This window comes from Bacillus sp. ABA4_010 (assembly GCF_056159105.1).
The window spans coordinates 388,140-403,426 of the sequence record NZ_JBSWUN010000004.1 but is presented as its reverse complement, the minus strand read 5'-3'; the positions used below and the strand labels follow the sequence as shown (position 1 = coordinate 403,426).

Annotated in this window: 17 protein-coding genes and 2 riboswitches; of the genes, 3 read left to right on the top strand and 14 right to left on the bottom strand. The window is 42.6% G+C overall.

The features are described from left to right. Positions 1-68: 68 nt before the first annotated feature. A riboswitch (SAM riboswitch) is annotated at positions 69-177 on the bottom strand. 180 nt (positions 178-357) lie between these two features. From ACXAEO_RS21520 to ACXAEO_RS21480, 9 genes are all read right to left on the bottom strand, one after another. After that, positions 358-1,671, bottom strand: coding sequence for an O-acetylhomoserine aminocarboxypropyltransferase/cysteine synthase family protein (locus tag ACXAEO_RS21520; RefSeq protein ID WP_474884926.1), 1,314 nt, complete (start codon positions 1,669-1,671; stop codon positions 358-360). 64 nt (positions 1,672-1,735) lie between these two features. Continuing rightward, positions 1,736-1,838: riboswitch (SAM riboswitch) on the bottom strand. A 355-nt stretch (positions 1,839-2,193) separates the two neighbouring features. Then, complete coding sequence (locus ACXAEO_RS21515; RefSeq protein WP_474884925.1) at positions 2,194-2,499, bottom strand: thioredoxin family protein; 306 nt, start codon at positions 2,497-2,499, stop codon at positions 2,194-2,196. A gap of 20 nt (positions 2,500-2,519) precedes the next feature. Beyond that, positions 2,520-2,876 carry a toprim domain-containing protein gene (locus ACXAEO_RS21510; protein ID WP_474885127.1) on the bottom strand — a complete coding sequence of 119 codons (357 nt, stop codon included), beginning with the start codon at positions 2,874-2,876 and terminating at the stop codon, positions 2,520-2,522. Positions 2,877-3,160: 284 nt separating this feature from the next. Continuing rightward, positions 3,161-3,403: a YusG family protein gene (locus tag ACXAEO_RS21505; protein WP_474884923.1), complete on the bottom strand. Its 243-nt coding sequence runs from the start codon at positions 3,401-3,403 to the stop codon at positions 3,161-3,163. Between the two features lie 91 nt (positions 3,404-3,494). After that, positions 3,495-3,878, bottom strand: a complete 384-nt coding sequence (gene gcvH, locus ACXAEO_RS21500; protein ID WP_474884921.1) for a glycine cleavage system protein GcvH — start codon at positions 3,876-3,878, stop codon at positions 3,495-3,497. A gap of 182 nt (positions 3,879-4,060) precedes the next feature. Further along, positions 4,061-4,417, bottom strand: a complete 357-nt coding sequence (locus tag ACXAEO_RS21495) for an arsenate reductase family protein (protein WP_474884920.1) — start codon at positions 4,415-4,417, stop codon at positions 4,061-4,063. Positions 4,418-4,577: 160 nt separating this feature from the next. Next, entirely contained in the window at positions 4,578-6,362 is a 1,785-nt protein-coding gene (locus tag ACXAEO_RS21490) for an acyl-CoA dehydrogenase family protein (protein ID WP_474884918.1), read from the bottom strand. Between the two features lie 33 nt (positions 6,363-6,395). Further along, on the bottom strand, positions 6,396-7,571 hold the full coding sequence (locus tag ACXAEO_RS21485) for an acetyl-CoA C-acetyltransferase (RefSeq protein ID WP_474884915.1): 1,176 nt from the start codon (positions 7,569-7,571) through the stop codon (positions 6,396-6,398). Between the two features lie 12 nt (positions 7,572-7,583). Continuing rightward, positions 7,584-9,968 carry a 3-hydroxyacyl-CoA dehydrogenase/enoyl-CoA hydratase family protein gene (locus ACXAEO_RS21480; protein WP_474884913.1) on the bottom strand — a complete coding sequence of 795 codons (2,385 nt, stop codon included), beginning with the start codon at positions 9,966-9,968 and terminating at the stop codon, positions 7,584-7,586. A 200-nt stretch (positions 9,969-10,168) separates the two neighbouring features. Here ACXAEO_RS21480 and ACXAEO_RS21475 point away from each other — a divergent pair, with 200 nt between their 5' ends. The 3 genes from ACXAEO_RS21475 to ACXAEO_RS21465 all read left to right on the top strand — a co-directional run bounded on the left by ACXAEO_RS21475 (position 10,169) and on the right by ACXAEO_RS21465 (position 11,070). Then, a complete protein-coding gene (locus ACXAEO_RS21475) occupies positions 10,169-10,318 on the top strand; it encodes a YuzL family protein (protein WP_474884910.1) in 150 nt (49 codons plus the stop codon). A gap of 149 nt (positions 10,319-10,467) precedes the next feature. Continuing rightward, a complete protein-coding gene (locus ACXAEO_RS21470) occupies positions 10,468-10,737 on the top strand; it encodes a hypothetical protein (protein ID WP_474884908.1) in 270 nt (89 codons plus the stop codon). A 12-nt stretch (positions 10,738-10,749) separates the two neighbouring features. Next, complete coding sequence (locus ACXAEO_RS21465; RefSeq protein WP_474884907.1) at positions 10,750-11,070, top strand: spore coat protein; 321 nt, start codon at positions 10,750-10,752, stop codon at positions 11,068-11,070. Between the two features lie 265 nt (positions 11,071-11,335). Here the strand turns inward: ACXAEO_RS21465 and ACXAEO_RS21460 are convergent, their stop codons facing one another. From ACXAEO_RS21460 to ACXAEO_RS21440, 5 genes are read right to left on the bottom strand one after another with little or no spacing between them, the layout of a single operon-like run. After that, positions 11,336-11,590, bottom strand: a complete 255-nt coding sequence (locus tag ACXAEO_RS21460; protein ID WP_474884905.1) for a DUF2573 family protein — start codon at positions 11,588-11,590, stop codon at positions 11,336-11,338. A 17-nt stretch (positions 11,591-11,607) separates the two neighbouring features. Beyond that, the gene (locus ACXAEO_RS21455; RefSeq protein ID WP_474884903.1) at positions 11,608-12,384 is read right to left on the bottom strand and encodes an iron reductase; all 777 of its coding nucleotides are present in this window, start codon (positions 12,382-12,384) and stop codon (positions 11,608-11,610) included. Further along, positions 12,371-13,195 carry an ABC transporter ATP-binding protein gene (locus ACXAEO_RS21450; protein WP_474884901.1) on the bottom strand — a complete coding sequence of 275 codons (825 nt, stop codon included), beginning with the start codon at positions 13,193-13,195 and terminating at the stop codon, positions 12,371-12,373. Before ACXAEO_RS21450 ends, ACXAEO_RS21455 begins: the two co-directional genes overlap by 14 nt. A gap of 18 nt (positions 13,196-13,213) precedes the next feature. Beyond that, positions 13,214-14,269 (bottom strand): FecCD family ABC transporter permease, encoded by a 1,056-nt coding sequence (locus ACXAEO_RS21445; RefSeq protein ID WP_474885124.1) that lies wholly within the window; start codon positions 14,267-14,269, stop codon positions 13,214-13,216. Between the two features lie 2 nt (positions 14,270-14,271). Then, positions 14,272-15,270 carry a FecCD family ABC transporter permease gene (locus ACXAEO_RS21440; RefSeq protein WP_474884898.1) on the bottom strand — a complete coding sequence of 333 codons (999 nt, stop codon included), beginning with the start codon at positions 15,268-15,270 and terminating at the stop codon, positions 14,272-14,274. Positions 15,271-15,287: the final 17 nt, after the last annotated feature.

Below are 15,287 nucleotides of genomic sequence, written 5' to 3'. Positions count from 1 at the left end.
AACATGTCCAGACAAATTAAAAAGCCTTTCTACATATGAGTAGAAAGGCTTCAATTGTTCGGTCCTTTCTCTCATCTCTCAAAGCAATCTGCTTTGATGGAATTGGCACCATTTCAGTTTACACTGACGGTTGCCGGGCTTCATAGGGCCATATCCCTCCACCTCTCTTGATAAGAGTACTTATCGTTATCTATTTAAGTTTGTCGTTTATTGTCTAAAAGGTACGAAAGTGATTGTAGCATGGACATGATTCAAGTGTCAATCAATTAGTTGTATTTTCACTCTATTTTTAATACTCAACAAAAGCGGAATCTTCTATCACGGTTTTGTCGACTATATTCACGCGTTTTTTGGTTTTTATATGTTCACAGCCGATGACGTCAAACCCGTCGCCTCTTTAATGGCCTGCTCTAAATCTTCTACAAGGTCATCAATATGCTCAATCCCAACAGACAAGCGAATTAAATCTTCACTGACCCCCGCAGCCTTCAGCTGCTCTGCATTTAATTGCTGATGAGTCGTGCTAGCAGGATGAATAATTAAACTTTTCGCATCGCCCACATTGGCTACATGAGACCAAAGCTGAACCGAGTTGATGAGTTTCTGTCCGGCTTCTCTTCCCCCTTTAATGCCGAATACTAATACCGCACCTGCCCCTTTTGGCAAATATTTTTTCGCCTCTTCATGCTGAGGATGGTCCGCTAATTCTGGATAAAGAATCCAATCAACGGCAGGATGCTGCTCTAAGTAAGCAATTACCTTCCGAACATTTGCTACATGCTCTTTCATCCGCACATGGAGAGTTTCCAATCCAAGACTGAATTGAAATGCATTAAATGGGCTCATCGATGCGCCAATATCGCGAAGCAACTGAACTCTCGCTTTCACAATATACGCTAACGGCCCTAACGCCTCTGCATATACAATGTCATGATAACTTGGATCCGGTGTCGTAAATCCCGGAAATTTAGGCGAGTTCCAATCAAATTTACCTCCGTCAACAATTACACCGCCTAATGTCGTTCCATTGCCAAGCAGCCATTTTGTCGCCGAGTGAATGACAATATCAGCCCCATGTTCAATTGGTCGGCATAAATAAGGTGTAGCAAACGTGTTATCAATAATGAGCGGAATGCCCGCTTCATGAGCAATCTCAGCCACTTTTTCAATATCAAGCACATTCAAGCTCGGATTGCCGATTGTTTCAGCATACAATGCTTTCGTCTTCGGTGTAATCGCTTGGCGGAAGTTTTCTGGATTGGATGGGTCGACAAAGATTGTCTTAATCCCATACCTTGGTAACGTTGTATCAAACAAATTGTAAGTGCCTCCATACAAGTTCGAAGCGGACACGATTTCATCGCCTGCTCCTGCCAAGTTCAACACAGCTGTCGTAATGGCCGCCATTCCGCTTGCTACAGCTAAACTTCCAACGCCACCCTCTAACTGAGCAATCCGCTCTTCAAAAGTCGTCACCGTTGGATTATGTATGCGCGAGTAAATATAGCCGGCCTCTTTTAACGCAAATAAATCGGCCGCATGTTCTGTATTGTTGAACTGATAGGCGTTAGACATGTAAATCGGTAATGAGCGTGCTCCTGTCGCCGAATCGGCCGTTAATCCCCCATGAATTCCAACTGTTTCTAAACGATATTCCTTTTTCGTAGACATACTCCCACTCTCCCTCTTTAAAATGGAAACCCCCGCTTCTGAAAGAAGAGGGGGTTGTACACTCTTCTTATCTTCCAGGGCGCCATGCCCTGCTGGATTTGGCACCGTGTTGAATAACCGGTTGCCGGGCTTCACAGGGCCAGTCCCTCCACCTCTCTCGATAAGTTCATTTTTTATTTGACTTACATCTTTCTACTGTCCAGATGAATTTCGCTTGTTTTATAACTAGTTCTATATGAATAGTAACATATTTCTGAAAATTAAATCAACAGAAAAGATATGGCTATTTCCCAAGAAATTTGTCGTTATATGTGCTATCCCGTCTCACCAATGAGGCAATAACTTCCACGATTCTATTATGAATAAAAGCCCCACTACCACACTCCATAAACAGGATGTTGTAACGAGGGCTCCTTTCTCTCTTTAACGTCATAACTAGACAACGTCAATGACGTATTGACAATCTGTCATCTAGACACGAGGAGCGCGCCAAACACGCTCAAATCAATCCATCTAGTGCATTTAAATGGATTTTAACTCCTCTAAAACATATTCTATCGAATGAAAAGCATATATTTTCTTTTGAATTTCCTGCTCTTTTACTATAACCAAACACGGCACGCTTTCAATTTCATAGTGAGCTGCTTTAGCTGGCATGAAATTTAAGTTACACATACCTACTTCTGTTCCTTCTGTCATGGCTTCCGCTACCATAACCATTTTTTTCGCCAGTTGGCATGTCCCACATAAAGGCGTGTAAAAGAAAATGGCCGCTTCGCCTTTTTCTTTTAGCTCATGATCCAACTGTTCTTCATTCCACTCAATCATGTTTGTCCATTCCTTTAACCCTATATTAAATATTCCGCATTTACGTCGATATTCGCGCTCAACAGCACCGTTGCAATATGATTTTTAGGCGCTGCAGCTACTTCCCTGTACATCTTATCAATATACAAATGTTCGGCTTCAGGCAATTCTCGCTTAAACTGTTTTCGAAGTTTGTTCCCGGCTTCATCTGAATCCACTAAAATGTAGACTTCTTTTTGATCAATGGTATCAATAATTTCATCCAATCGAGATACGCTAATGGTTCCATTCGTACAAATAATTTCAATCGGCTCCTTAATGATACTCTCAATTCTTTTTTTGTCAGATCTGCCTTCCACAATGATTACTTTTCCATTTTCTTCTACTGACATAACCATCACCTATTATTCATCAGTTGTATGTGAAGCGGAAAGTCTTCCTCTCCATTATACAATATTCGTTACATTTTAACTGTTTCCCTGTTTTTTTCATGTCTTAACAAATTCTTTAAGAACGCTCTCCCATCTTCTCTGGCCTTAAGAAAAATTTCTGATGGCTTTTCTTCGTATGCAAAATGGACCGTTTATCCAAACCCTTCTTCTTGCTGGTTTTTCGTAACGGTCCATTTTGCGCAAGTGTCTGAAAAGCGATGTTCTCCCTTTCAGATTCCTTCTGTTTATTCTTAACACCAACCCTCATCCGAATCGCAATCTGTATATTTCATATCATTTTTTTCCGGTACATCTACATATTGATAAAATTTGTATTGTTCGTGTTCATAACCCGGCTCGAGCTCATATTGATAACCGCGTTCACCAATAATAGCTTGTCCGATGGGCTGTTTTTCCATATACAAGTCCATACCGTCGTGGCGGAACTTGGCAGTTACTCGATCCGTTACATCTAATTTTTGCTTTTCAAACATAAAACAGACACCCCTTCCTAAAGTTCCTTTAGTGATAGGGTGCCCGTATTCATGCGGAAAAATCAGATAGTCCGCCGTTTTTAATGGTACGTTATCCTTCGTTTACCATTTTTTCATATTCTTCAGCTGTCATTAAGCTATCTGTTTCACTTGCATCAGATGGCTCAATAACAATCATCCATGCTTTCTCATATGGTGATTCATTCACAAATTCCGGGTTGTCATTTAAATCTTCGTTCACTTCGACTACTTTTCCGCTAATTGGAGCGTATAATTCAGAAACCGTTTTAACTGATTCCACACTTCCAAATGGCTCGTCCGCTTGTACTGTTGCGCCTACTTCTGGCAATTCAACAAATACGATGTCCCCAAGCTCCGATTGAGCAAAATCCGTAATTCCTACACGTACTACATTTCCTTCTGCTTTTACCCACTCGTGCTCTTCAGAATAGCGCAATTCTTTCGGTGTATTCATCTTAATCCCTCCAACAATGGTTTAAAGTTCAATGCTCCTTTTTGAATAGCAACATTTTACAAACAAGCTACTTTTTAGTGTAACGTAATTCCCTTACTTTTTCTATTTCAAACTATGACCGCACGGGTAAAAATTTTTCAGCATGTTGGTCAGTTGAAAAACACACGAAAAGGAAACGACATCTACGCCCATGTTCCTTGAAATTGCTCTTCTTTAAATCCGACCGTTACTTGTTTACCGTCCGTCACTAGAGGGCGCTTCAGCAACATACCGTCTGACGCTAATATCTCTAACAATTCTTGTTCTGTCGCTGTTTTCATCTTGTCTTTCATGCCAAGCTCACGATATTTCATGCCGCTCGTGTTAAAAAATTTTTTCAGCTCCAGTCCGCTTGCTTGATAGTATGACTGAATCTCTTCTTTGGAAGGAGGCTGTTCGACAATGTGAATTTCCTCATAGGAGACTCCGTGATCGTCCATCCACTTTTTCGCTTTTCTGCATGTTCCACACTTCGGATATGTATAAAATTTAATGGTCATTCGTCACACCTACCTGTATATTTTGGGCTTTTTTTCGTATTTTAACACATCCTATTTTTCTTTTCACTTAAAAACAGGAATCCCCTTTCAAGGAGATCCCTGTTGCAAGGTCACAAACAAATTTGATTGAAAGACGAAAAGCAAACGATTGATCCCGTTCTTATACGATATAACGTTCGGCATCAATTAAGATACTGGCAATTTGGCGCTTCTTAGCTACGACATTGATTGGCGTATGTCTCGTAAACTTGCGAAGGGCCGACAACATCATACGAAGCGTATCTCCTTGTTCAACAGCGACGAGCGTTTCTTTCGCATGTGCTTCAATTTCATTAAAGGCTTCTTGGCAAAATACTTGTGTATAAAGAACCTTCAATTCATTTTTCTCCGCTCCTTTATTCTCGATAGCTTTTTCCGTCCGCAAGAGGGTTGATTCCATTGCATACACATTGTTAATGACATCCGCGATATTCACTAGCACTTCCTGTTCTTTTTCGAGCGCTTTTCCGTACTTTTGCGCAGCGAGTCCCATCATAAGCAGACCGATTTTCTTCGCATTTTTGACTAAATATTTCTCTTGCTCCAACACGCCGTCTCCTACTTCTTCTGGCATGAGCATCATTAATTCTTCTTGCAGTGCTTGTGCTTTTTGGAGCAACGGCAGTTCTCCTTTCATCGCCTTGCGCAAATAAGTTCCTGGTACAAGGAGACGATTGATTTCATTTGTCCCTTCAAAAATGCGATTAATTCGGGAGTCGCGGTACATGCGCTCAATTTCGTACTCGGCCATGAACCCGTAGCCGCCATGAATTTGCACGCCTTCGTCTACAAGGTAATCGAGCATTTCTGTTGCAAACACTTTATTTAATGAACACTCAATCGCATACTCAGCAATAGAAGCGGCGACTTGCTTTCCATCTTTTGCTTCTTCAGCTGACAAACGGCCCATCCGGTCTTCGAACAAACCTACCGTACGGTAAACGGAACTTTCAGCCGCATAAAGCTTTGCCCCCATTGTTCCTAGCTTCTCTTGCGTTAATGTAAACTGGGAAATCGGCGTCTTAAACTGTTGTCGCTGATTCGCATACTGAACCGTCAGCTCAAGTGCCCGTTTTCCAGCGCCAACTCCCCCCACTCCGAGCTTATACCGACCGATATTTAAAATGTTAAATGCAATGACATGACCTTTCCCTAAATCCCCAAGTAAGTTCTCTTTCGGCACAAGAGCATCTTCTAAAATCAATGTTCTTGTGGAAGAACTTTTAATTCCCATCTTCTTTTCTTCTGCTCCGGTTGATACCCCTGGAAAGTCACGCTCGACGATGAAGGCCGAAAAATGTTCTCCGTCCACTTTCGCATAGACAACAAACACGTCTGCAAATCCGGCATTCGTAATCCACTGCTTTTCTCCATTTAATACATAATGCGTTCCTTCTGTATTTAAACGGGCTGTCGTTTTCGCCCCGAGCGCATCTGAACCAGACCCAGGCTCTGTCAAAGCATATGCCGCCAGTTTTTCTCCCGTTGCCAATTCCGGCAAATACGCTTGTTTTTGTTCTTCTGTTCCAAATAGCACAATGGGCAGTGACCCAATTCCGACGTGCGCGCCATGCGAAATAGAAAAGCCTCCAGCACGAGCCATCTTTTCAGCAATAAGCGCAGAGCTCACTTTATCTAATCCTAATCCCCCATATTCTTCTGGCACATCCGCTCCCAACAATCCAAGGTCTCCCGCTTGTTTGAGTAGCTTAACAGAGCGATCAAATTCATGGTTTTCTAAATGTTCCACTTCTGGTAGCACTTCCTGAACCACGTAGTCCTCTGTTGTTTTAGCAATCATTTTATGCTCATCCGTATAATCCTCCGGTGTGTACACTTGTGAAGCAAGTACCTCTTCAATTAGAAAACTTCCACCTTTCACTACTTGATCTGTGCGATTCCCCATCGTTCGTTTCCCCCTTTGTTTTGAATAGAAAACTTATAATAGTTCAAACACCCCAGCAGCTCCCATTCCTCCGCCAATGCACATGGTTACTACACCAAATTGTTCATTGCGCCGCTTCATCTCGTGGATAAGACTTAATGTTAATTTCGTCCCGGTACACCCAAGCGGATGACCAAGCGCGATCGCGCCTCCATTTACATTCACTTTTTCTTCGTTTAATCCAAGCTCTCGGATGACTTGAATCGCCTGAGAAGCAAAGGCCTCATTAAGTTCAAATAAACCGATGTCTGATAGTTGAAGCCCCGCCAGCTGCAAAGCTCTCGGAACAGCCACAACTGGACCGACTCCCATGACCTCTGGGGGCACTCCACCGACGGCAAACGAACGGAATTTAGCAAGCGGCGTTAATCCTTCCGCTTCCGCTTTTTCTCGGTCCATAATTAACACCGCCGCACCGCCGTCGCTCGTTTGCGATGAATTTCCTGCTGTGACAGAACCCGTAACTGAAAAAGCGGGACGAAGCTTGCTTAATCCTTCTAGAGAAGTTCCTGGGCGAACGCCTTCATCTTGAGAAAACAAAATGGTTTTCTCTTGCACTTTGTGCTGCTCATCGACGGTACGAACGGTGACTTCAACAGGCACAATCTCTTCAGCAAATCTCCCTTCTTTCAGCGCTTGAACGGCTCGCTCATGACTTCTTACAGCAAATGCATCCTGCTCCTCACGCGTAATGCCATATTTTTGTGCGACTTGCTCTGCTGTATGGCCCATTGCCATGTAATATTGAGGAGCATGTTCAACCAGCTTAATGTTTGGACGGATAACATGCCCAATCATCGGAACTAAGCTCATCGATTCCGCTCCCCCTGCTAGAATGGCGTTCGCATATCCAAGCATGATCCGTTCTGCTCCGTAAGCAATAGTTTGCAGCCCTGAAGAGCAATAGCGATTGACCGTGACGGCTGGTACGGTATACGGAAGTCCCGCAAGCGCTCCGATGTTTCGTGCCATATTGAGCCCTTGTTCAGCTTCTGGGATGGCACATCCGAAAATTAAATCATCAATCGGTCCTTCATAATTGCCCGCTCTTTTCAATGTTTCTTTCACAGCCAATGCCCCTAAATCATCTGGACGAACATTGGCAAGTGTCCCTTTTTTCGCTTTTCCTACCGGCGTTCTAGCACCGGCTACAATGACCGCTTCTCTCATCGTTTATCCCCCTTAGTTACGCAATGGCTTTCCTTTTATCAGCATGTGCTGCATACGCTGTTGAGATTTCGCTTCACCAACTAGGCTCAAAAAGGCTTCCCTCTCTAAATCCAATAAATACTGCTCATCCACCATTGTTCCATAAGGCACCTTTCCTCCCGCGAGGACATAAGCAAGCTTGGTCGCAATTTTATAATCATGCTCGGAAATGTAACCGGAATATTTCATCCCTTGAGCACCAAGCATTAACGTTGCATAACCCGTTTCACCCGTTACCGGTACCTTTTGACGCACTGGCGGCTTGTAGCCTTGATTATAGGAATGAATCACCTGCTGCTTGGCATCATGAAGAAGATGATCGCCATTCACACTAATGCGGTCTTTTTTATTCAAAAAATTGAACTCGCGCGCTTCTGCTGCCGATGTAGACACTTTTGCCATGGCAATCGTTTCAAATACTTTATTGGTGACCTTCTGCAAATCAAAATCAACGCCTGTTGGCATATTGTTTAAATGTTTCATGTAAAGCTCTTTATTACCCCCGCCTCCAGGAATGAGACCGACTCCAACTTCAACAAGCCCCATATACGTTTCACTTGAAGCTTGAATATGACTTGCTGGAAGGCAGATTTCCGTCCCTCCGCCCAGCGTCATCCCAAACGGAGCTGCTACAACTGGTCTAGCGCTGTATTTAATATTCATCATAGCCTGCTGGAAATGGCGTACTACCATGTCTATTTCAAAATAATTGTCATCTTGGGCTTCCATTAAAATCATGGCAAGATTAGCCCCTACACAAAAGTTTTTGGCTTGATTGCCAATGACAAGACCTTTATAGTTGTTCTCCACTTCTTCCAACGCAAAATTAATCATTTGGATAATATCCAAACCAATTGCATTATTGGGAGAAGTAAATTCTAAACAAGCTACATCATCACCTAAGTCGATTAAGCTTGCGCCACTGTTTTTCTTAATGATGCGGCTTTGCTCTTTGAGCGTGTGAAGATGAATTACCTTTTTATTTTCCTCTACAGGCCGATAATCTTCTCCATCGTAAAAATATGCTTGCCCCTCTTGTTGTTGGTAGAACGACTCAAACCCTTTCTCTAGCATATCTTTCACCCAAGAAGGTACCAATTGACCGTTCTCCTCCATTTTCTGAACGGATCGTCGCAACCCAATGGCGTCCCACGTTTCAAACGGTCCAAGTTCCCAACCGAATCCCCATTTCATCGCTCGGTCCACCGCCACAATAGAATCGGCAATCTCATCTTTCAGCTGCGCGGAATAAAGCAGAACAGGACTGACAATATTCCAAAGAAGAGAGCCGGCACGATCGTCTGCATATAGAAGCGCTTTCAATTTGTTTGGCAATGTCTTCTCTTGTTTACTTAGCTCAGTGGAAGTCGTTTTTAATTTTTTTCTTGCCTCATATTGAAGCGTATGAGGATTTAATTCCAAAATGTCCTTTCCTTGCTTTAAAAAGAAACCTTGGCCGGATTTACTACCAATCCACCCTTTGGCCACCATCTCTTTCATAAAGGCCGGAACATCAAATACAGCCTGTTCTTCTCCGTCTGTATGCTCATACACGTTGTTCGCTACATGAATAAATGTATCTAAGCCTACGACGTCGAGTGTACGAAAGGTAGCACTTTTCGGCCGCCCCATTAACGGTCCTGTCACCGAGTCGACCTCTCCAATGCTATAGCCTCCTTTGAGCATTTCTTGTACGGTAACAAGCAATCCGTATGTTCCAATGCGATTCGCAATGAAATTGGGCGTATCCTTTGCGATGACCACACCTTTTCCTAATACATCTTCACTAAATGTTTGCATCAATTGAATGATTTCTCGTTTAGTATCTTTAGTTGGAATGATTTCAAGAAGCTTTAAATAACGAGGAGGATTAAAAAAGTGTGTACCTAAGAAGCATTTCTGAAAGTCTTTGGATCGTCCTTGTGCCATCGCATGAACAGAAATACCAGACGTATTCGAGCTGACGATGCTCCCTGGCTTTCGAATGGCATCAATTTTGCTGAACAGCTCTTTTTTAACCTCCAAGTTCTCTACAACCACTTCAATAATCCAATCACAGTCGGATAACTGGTTTAAATCATCTTCTAAGTTCCCTGTTTGAATGAACGCCACATTCTCTTTTGACGTGAGCGGTGCAGGCTTTTGCTTTAGCAGCTTTTTTAATGCATCTGTACTAAATCGATTACGTACCGACATATGTTGTAATGTTAACCCTCGAGCTTCCTCTTCTTTCGTTAGCTGCGTCGGCACTACATCAAGCAATAACGTTGAAATTCCCACATTGGCGAGAAGTGCGGCAATGCCAGAGCCCATTACTCCAGAACCAATCACAGCCGCCTTTTGAATACGCAAACTCATTCTTCCATCCCCCTCTATATCTTGAATGAATACTCATTCATTTTTATTCCAAAAAAAAGAGAACAAAATATATTTTCTACCCTAAATATAGATGATTTTTTGAATTTTCGCAATATAAAACTTTTAAAAATTTCTTCATCTCTTAAATCAATTAATGATTTTAACGATTGCGGGAAAGATAAGATTTGGAGGTGAACATAATGGCAAAAATTAAAAAACACCCTTCTAAAGCGGCTGTGAGTGCAGCAAGTGTGAAAGGTGATGCGGGACCAACCATTGAACGAGATGGATCTGGCAAGCGCACTTCTCAAAATCAACAGTATACAAAAGCCAATATGCAAGACCAATAAAACACCTTTCAGAAACACTGAGCAGGAGTTTCTTATCGAGTTCAATCGCTTTCTAGAAGACGCTATCTAATTAGCTTTAGCTAAAAAGCATGGTTCACTATGACAATCTAGTCAAACCGTTATTTCTTTAAATTAGGAGGTCATCCAGAATGCAAATGCATCAGCAAAACGAGCAAAGCCAACAAACAGCTATGATGCCACAGCCGCCGCAAATTATTTCGACAAAAGATTCTTTATATTTAACGGACATGCTTTCTTGGAACTTAATCGCCATTAAAAAGGCTCATTCTTTTGCGGCACAATGTACAGATCAAGAGGTGTCGACTGCTATTGATCAATGCTGTCAAATGCATCAGCGGCATTATGACAAAATCCTTCAACACTTGCAAAATAATCAGCAAGCTCAAATGCTTCAATAAGGAGTGACCATTATGAACCAACAAAAAATTCAAAATCCAGAAACTCAAGTGCCGAAAACACCAGAGATGAATGATCGTGATTTCATTAACGAAGTCTTAGCGACGGAAAAATATATGACAGCGTCCTATTGTACGGCTCTTAACGAATGCAGTCATGATGCGCTTTATCAAGATGTATTAAGCATCTTTACTGAAACACAAAACATGCAGCGAGACTTATATAACATGATGTTTAAAAAGGGCTGGTATGGCTTAGAAGTGGCTGATCAGCAAAAGCTTCAGCAATCGTATCAGCAATTTTCAGGATACAAATCACAATTCCCTGTTCATTAATGTCTCATCCATGAAGTCCACTATAGGGCTGTCTAAAAGGAGCCAATCACCTCCTTTTAGACAGCCCCGTAAAATGGACCGTTACGAGAATCCAGAAAGATGAAAGGATTTAATAAACGGTTCATTTTGGATGAAACAGGAAAAAAGCATGTTCTAAAGTGTGTGAGATTTATGGAACAGCTCCATGGCTAAACTAGCTTGAATCATCTTACCAATGAACAAGAATAGATGGTCGCCTTCATTTCGAGCTTCTTCTCTCCTGCTGTTATTGCTTTTTCACATTCAGACGATGTGCTTCATTTAAGGTCTTAATTTCTTTAATCACCTTTACCATTTCATCCTTAGAGTCTGGGTACATGTCGTTCCAATGTTTTGCCAATGCCGGCATCGATTTAGAGATATGTGTATATAAAGCCCACAATTTCACTTTTTCTATGACATTCTCAGAGGTATCCCCTACTAATAATTCCGTATATTTTTCCATTAATGCGTCTACTTGGGCTTGAAATGTTTCATCCATTCCGCCTTCCTCCTTTCTTATTTTGTCTCATGACGCCCGCAAATGACCGGACAGGTTTTACAATGCTGCCCCTTCATAATCGTTAAATACGCAAAACAGCACGTTTTACGTATTTTGATTTCTTTGCCGCTCTCTTCATCATACGACGGCGGCTGGTCATACCTGACAAATGGGTTGTTATGGTAAGAACCAAAAAGATGACCGGGCCCTGTTTTTAAAATATATTCACAATCTTCCTGTATTTGCGCATGAAGGTGAGAAAGCGCTGGGTCCTTCAACAACTCACTGTACATCCAAGCAATGTAAATATATAAGTTTTCCCACATAATGATTTTCGGAAGCTTGCTAACGCGCATCATTTTGGTGAACAAAGCATCAACGTGATGACAGAAGATGTTCTTTAAGACGGACTCCCGCCATCTAAAGCGAGAATCTTCCGAGCACGAAACGGTTGAAAGATCCTCAAACTTAATAGAAGGCTGCCACATCGTTTGGTCTTCCTCAACGGTTTGCAATGAAATATTTTCAATTGAAAAATTCAATGACTTGTTCCATACACTCATGGCATAAAGAGGCGACAATACAGCAAAACTGTATCGTTTCACGAGAAGAGATGCTGCCACCATTAAATTAACAGCTTCCATTTTATTTTTTACTTGCAGCAAATAATCATTCAGTCGTGCTTCATCGAGCAACTCACTACTCTTAATAGATAAAGAAGAAGGAGCTGTGTGGACTGTCACCCGATAGCGATTTTGTAAAACAGCGAATTCCTCATTCCTAACTGACATCATGTGTTATTCCTGCCTTCCCCGTCACCATTCTCCCTTTTCCATGAGGAATACATAAAGGCGTGCCAAAAAGAGGATCGACCGTTATTTCACACTCTAAATTGAATACCTCTTTTACAAGTTCACGGTTCATGATTTGCTCAGGCCTTCCTTGTGCATAAACGGTTTTATTTTTAACAGCGACGACATGATGCGCATAACGACAGGCCAAATTCAAATCATGCAGCACCATCACAATCGTACGCTGCTCTCTTTCATTTAATGCGAACAATAAATCAAGAATTTCAATTTGATGCGTCATATCTAAATAAGTAGTCGGCTCATCTAGTAAAATAATATCCGTGTCTTGCGCCAATGTCATGGCAATCCAGGCACGCTGCCTTTGTCCGCCTGACAAAGAGTCGACTAAACGGTCCGACAAGTCCTCCATCCCAGTTGCACGAAGGGCCTCATGAACAACCCGCTCATCTTCTTCTGACCATTGTCGGTACCATTTTTGATATGGATAACGTCCCTGCTTTACGAGCTGTAAGACCGTCAAGCCTTCCGGAGCGATAGGGCCTTGCGGCAAAATCGCCAACTGTTTAGCGATTTCTTTCGTAGGTAGCTTAGACACGCTTTCACCTTCAATTAAAATTGAACCGGAATGTGGCTTCAACAATCTAGCAAGCGATCGCAACAGCGTTGATTTTCCACAACCGTTACTACCGATAAACACCGTAATTTCTCCTTTCGGAACGGCCAAGTCCAGCTCTTCGATAATAACGGTATCTCCGTAAGACAACGTCAATGATTCCGTTTGTAATGCATGCATATACTTGTCATTCCTCTCTTAAGCATTTCGCTGTTTAAACAATAGATAGATGAAATACGGGGCGCCAATCGCGGCGGTAAACACGCCTGCTGGCACTTCAACAGGCAAAAACAGCGTCCGTCCAATCGAATCCGCACCTAATACGAGAATGGCTCCAATAAGGGCTGAAAGCGGAAGCATCGCTCCAAAGGAAGACCCAACTAGCCTTCTAGCAATATGAGGTGCCATCAATCCGACAAATCCGATTCCGCCGGCAAACGCCACAGCACTTCCAATTAAAGCTGTACTGAGAAGAAGCAACAGAAGGCGCTGTTGTTGCATTTTCGTCCCCACCCCTATTGCAATCTCTTCTCCCAGCTCTTGAATGTTTACATTTCGTATCATGACCATTGCCATACACAGCAACGTGATGGTCACGGGCATTAAAATCTGCACATTATGCCAGCTCGATCCGTATACCGAACCTGTAATCCAAATATTCGCTTGACTGGCACGATAAATAGGACCTAAAAGCATAAATAAATCCGTTAACGCTTTCGTAAGTGCCCACATTCCAATCCCTATAAGAACAAGACGAATCGGTGACAATCCATTCTTCCATGCCAGCATATACAATAGTAACGCAACAATGGTCGCACCAACAAAAGCGCTTAAAGGCATCCAATGAATACTGACCGTCAATGAATTATTTTCATCGCTAAATAACGCCAAAAATAAAACAACCGCAACAGAGGCGCCTCCCGTAATCCCGATAATATCTGGAGAAGCGAGAGGGTTGCGGACGATGGCCTGCAAAATCGTCCCTGCAACAGCTAAGCTCATTCCGACTAGAATAGCTATTACAATGCGCGGCATGCGGAACGAATGAACAATCAGTTGCTCAAACTCTGTTCCTTGTCCGAACAAAATGGCTATAATCCTCCAAGGTTGAATGTATTGTTCTCCCATTCCTGCTCCAATGAGAAACATAACTAGGAGAAAAAGGAAGAACATCATATTGACCCAAATAGATTTTCGATCCAGCAAAAAGGACACATGTCCTTTTCCAGCCCTGAAGATTGTATAGTTCTTCATCATTAACGCCCCCCTTTACGTGCAATGTAAATAAAGAATGGGGTTCCAATTAAAGCCGTCATAATACCAACAGGCACTTCTTCCGGCATAATGACATAGCGGGCACTAATGTCAGCTACTAACAACAAAATCCCTCCAACAACTCCACAATACGGGAGAATCCACCGGTAATCATTTCCGACTAATGAACGGACAAGATGCGGTACTACAATACCGATAAAGCCGATTGGACCAGCAATGGCGACAGATCCTCCAGCCAATAAAATAACGGCTACGCCCGCTAGAAGCTTCACCATTCCGGTACGCTGCCCCAGCCCGGTTGCTACATCTTCCCCCATCGTTAACGTATTAATTTGACGGGACATGAAAAAAGCAATGGAAATACCCGTTAACAAATACGGGGAGACCGAAAATAAAATCTCAAGCTTTCTTCCCTGAACCGACCCGGCCATCCAAAATAAGACTTGCTCCAGAGCCGATTCATCCATCACGAGCAACCCTTGCGTCATTGATGAAAATAAAGCGGCTATGGCAGCGCCAGCCAACGTTAATTTCATCGGCGTTAATCCCTCTCGGCCGATAGATCCTAAAAAGTAAACAATTAACCCAGCCAATGCAGCCCCCGCAAAAGCAAGCCATGTAATTGACTGCAAAGAATTTATTGAAAACATCATAAGTGCGGCGACAATGAAAAAAGCAGCACCGGCATTAAAGCCAAGAATATCAGGGGAAGCAAGCGGGTTCTTCGTCAATGCCTGCAGCAATGCCCCCGCTATCCCGAGACTCCCTCCTACTGCCATTCCAATTAGCGCACGTGGAAGCCGGACATCTCGTATAATAATATGTTCATTCGATCCATTAAACTGCTGAAATGCTTGAAGTGCTGTTTGAAAGCTCGTATCTGTATAGCCAAGTACCACACTAAACACCATGCCTATGCACAATAGCAATAAAGCGACTATGAATCCCAGCCATTTTCCTTGAGTACTTCTAAGCAGCATTATATTTCTCCTCAATC

Bases quoted from the DNA above. Each gene is read 5' to 3' on its own strand.
- ACXAEO_RS21480 (WP_474884913.1), bottom strand. From the start codon at position 9,968: ATGAGTTTGCGTATTCAAAAGGCGGCTGTGATTGGTTCTGGAGTAATG.
- ACXAEO_RS21465 (WP_474884907.1), top strand. From the start codon at position 10,750: ATGAACCAACAAAAAATTCAAAATCCAGAAACTCAAGTGCCGAAAACA.
- ACXAEO_RS21505 (WP_474884923.1), bottom strand. From the start codon at position 3,403: ATGTTTGAAAAGCAAAAATTAGATGTAACGGATCGAGTAACTGCCAAG.
- ACXAEO_RS21485 (WP_474884915.1), bottom strand. From the start codon at position 7,571: ATGAGAGAAGCGGTCATTGTAGCCGGTGCTAGAACGCCGGTAGGAAAA.
- ACXAEO_RS21450 (WP_474884901.1), bottom strand. From the start codon at position 13,195: ATGCATGCATTACAAACGGAATCATTGACGTTGTCTTACGGAGATACC.
- ACXAEO_RS21490 (WP_474884918.1), bottom strand. From the start codon at position 6,362: ATGGGGAATCGCACAGATCAAGTAGTGAAAGGTGGAAGTTTTCTAATT.
- ACXAEO_RS21475 (WP_474884910.1), top strand. From the start codon at position 10,169: ATGGCAAAAATTAAAAAACACCCTTCTAAAGCGGCTGTGAGTGCAGCA.
- ACXAEO_RS21460 (WP_474884905.1), bottom strand. From the start codon at position 11,590: ATGGATGAAACATTTCAAGCCCAAGTAGACGCATTAATGGAAAAATAT.
- ACXAEO_RS21495 (WP_474884920.1), bottom strand. From the start codon at position 4,417: ATGACCATTAAATTTTATACATATCCGAAGTGTGGAACATGCAGAAAA.
- ACXAEO_RS21440 (WP_474884898.1), bottom strand. From the start codon at position 15,270: ATGCTGCTTAGAAGTACTCAAGGAAAATGGCTGGGATTCATAGTCGCT.
- ACXAEO_RS21470 (WP_474884908.1), top strand. From the start codon at position 10,468: ATGCAAATGCATCAGCAAAACGAGCAAAGCCAACAAACAGCTATGATG.
- ACXAEO_RS21445 (WP_474885124.1), bottom strand. From the start codon at position 14,269: ATGAAGAACTATACAATCTTCAGGGCTGGAAAAGGACATGTGTCCTTT.
- gcvH (WP_474884921.1), bottom strand. From the start codon at position 3,878: ATGAATACACCGAAAGAATTGCGCTATTCTGAAGAGCACGAGTGGGTA.
- ACXAEO_RS21515 (WP_474884925.1), bottom strand. From the start codon at position 2,499: ATGATTGAGTGGAATGAAGAACAGTTGGATCATGAGCTAAAAGAAAAA.
- ACXAEO_RS21455 (WP_474884903.1), bottom strand. From the start codon at position 12,384: ATGATGTCAGTTAGGAATGAGGAATTCGCTGTTTTACAAAATCGCTAT.
- ACXAEO_RS21520 (WP_474884926.1), bottom strand. From the start codon at position 1,671: ATGTCTACGAAAAAGGAATATCGTTTAGAAACAGTTGGAATTCATGGG.
- ACXAEO_RS21510 (WP_474885127.1), bottom strand. From the start codon at position 2,876: ATGGTTATGTCAGTAGAAGAAAATGGAAAAGTAATCATTGTGGAAGGC.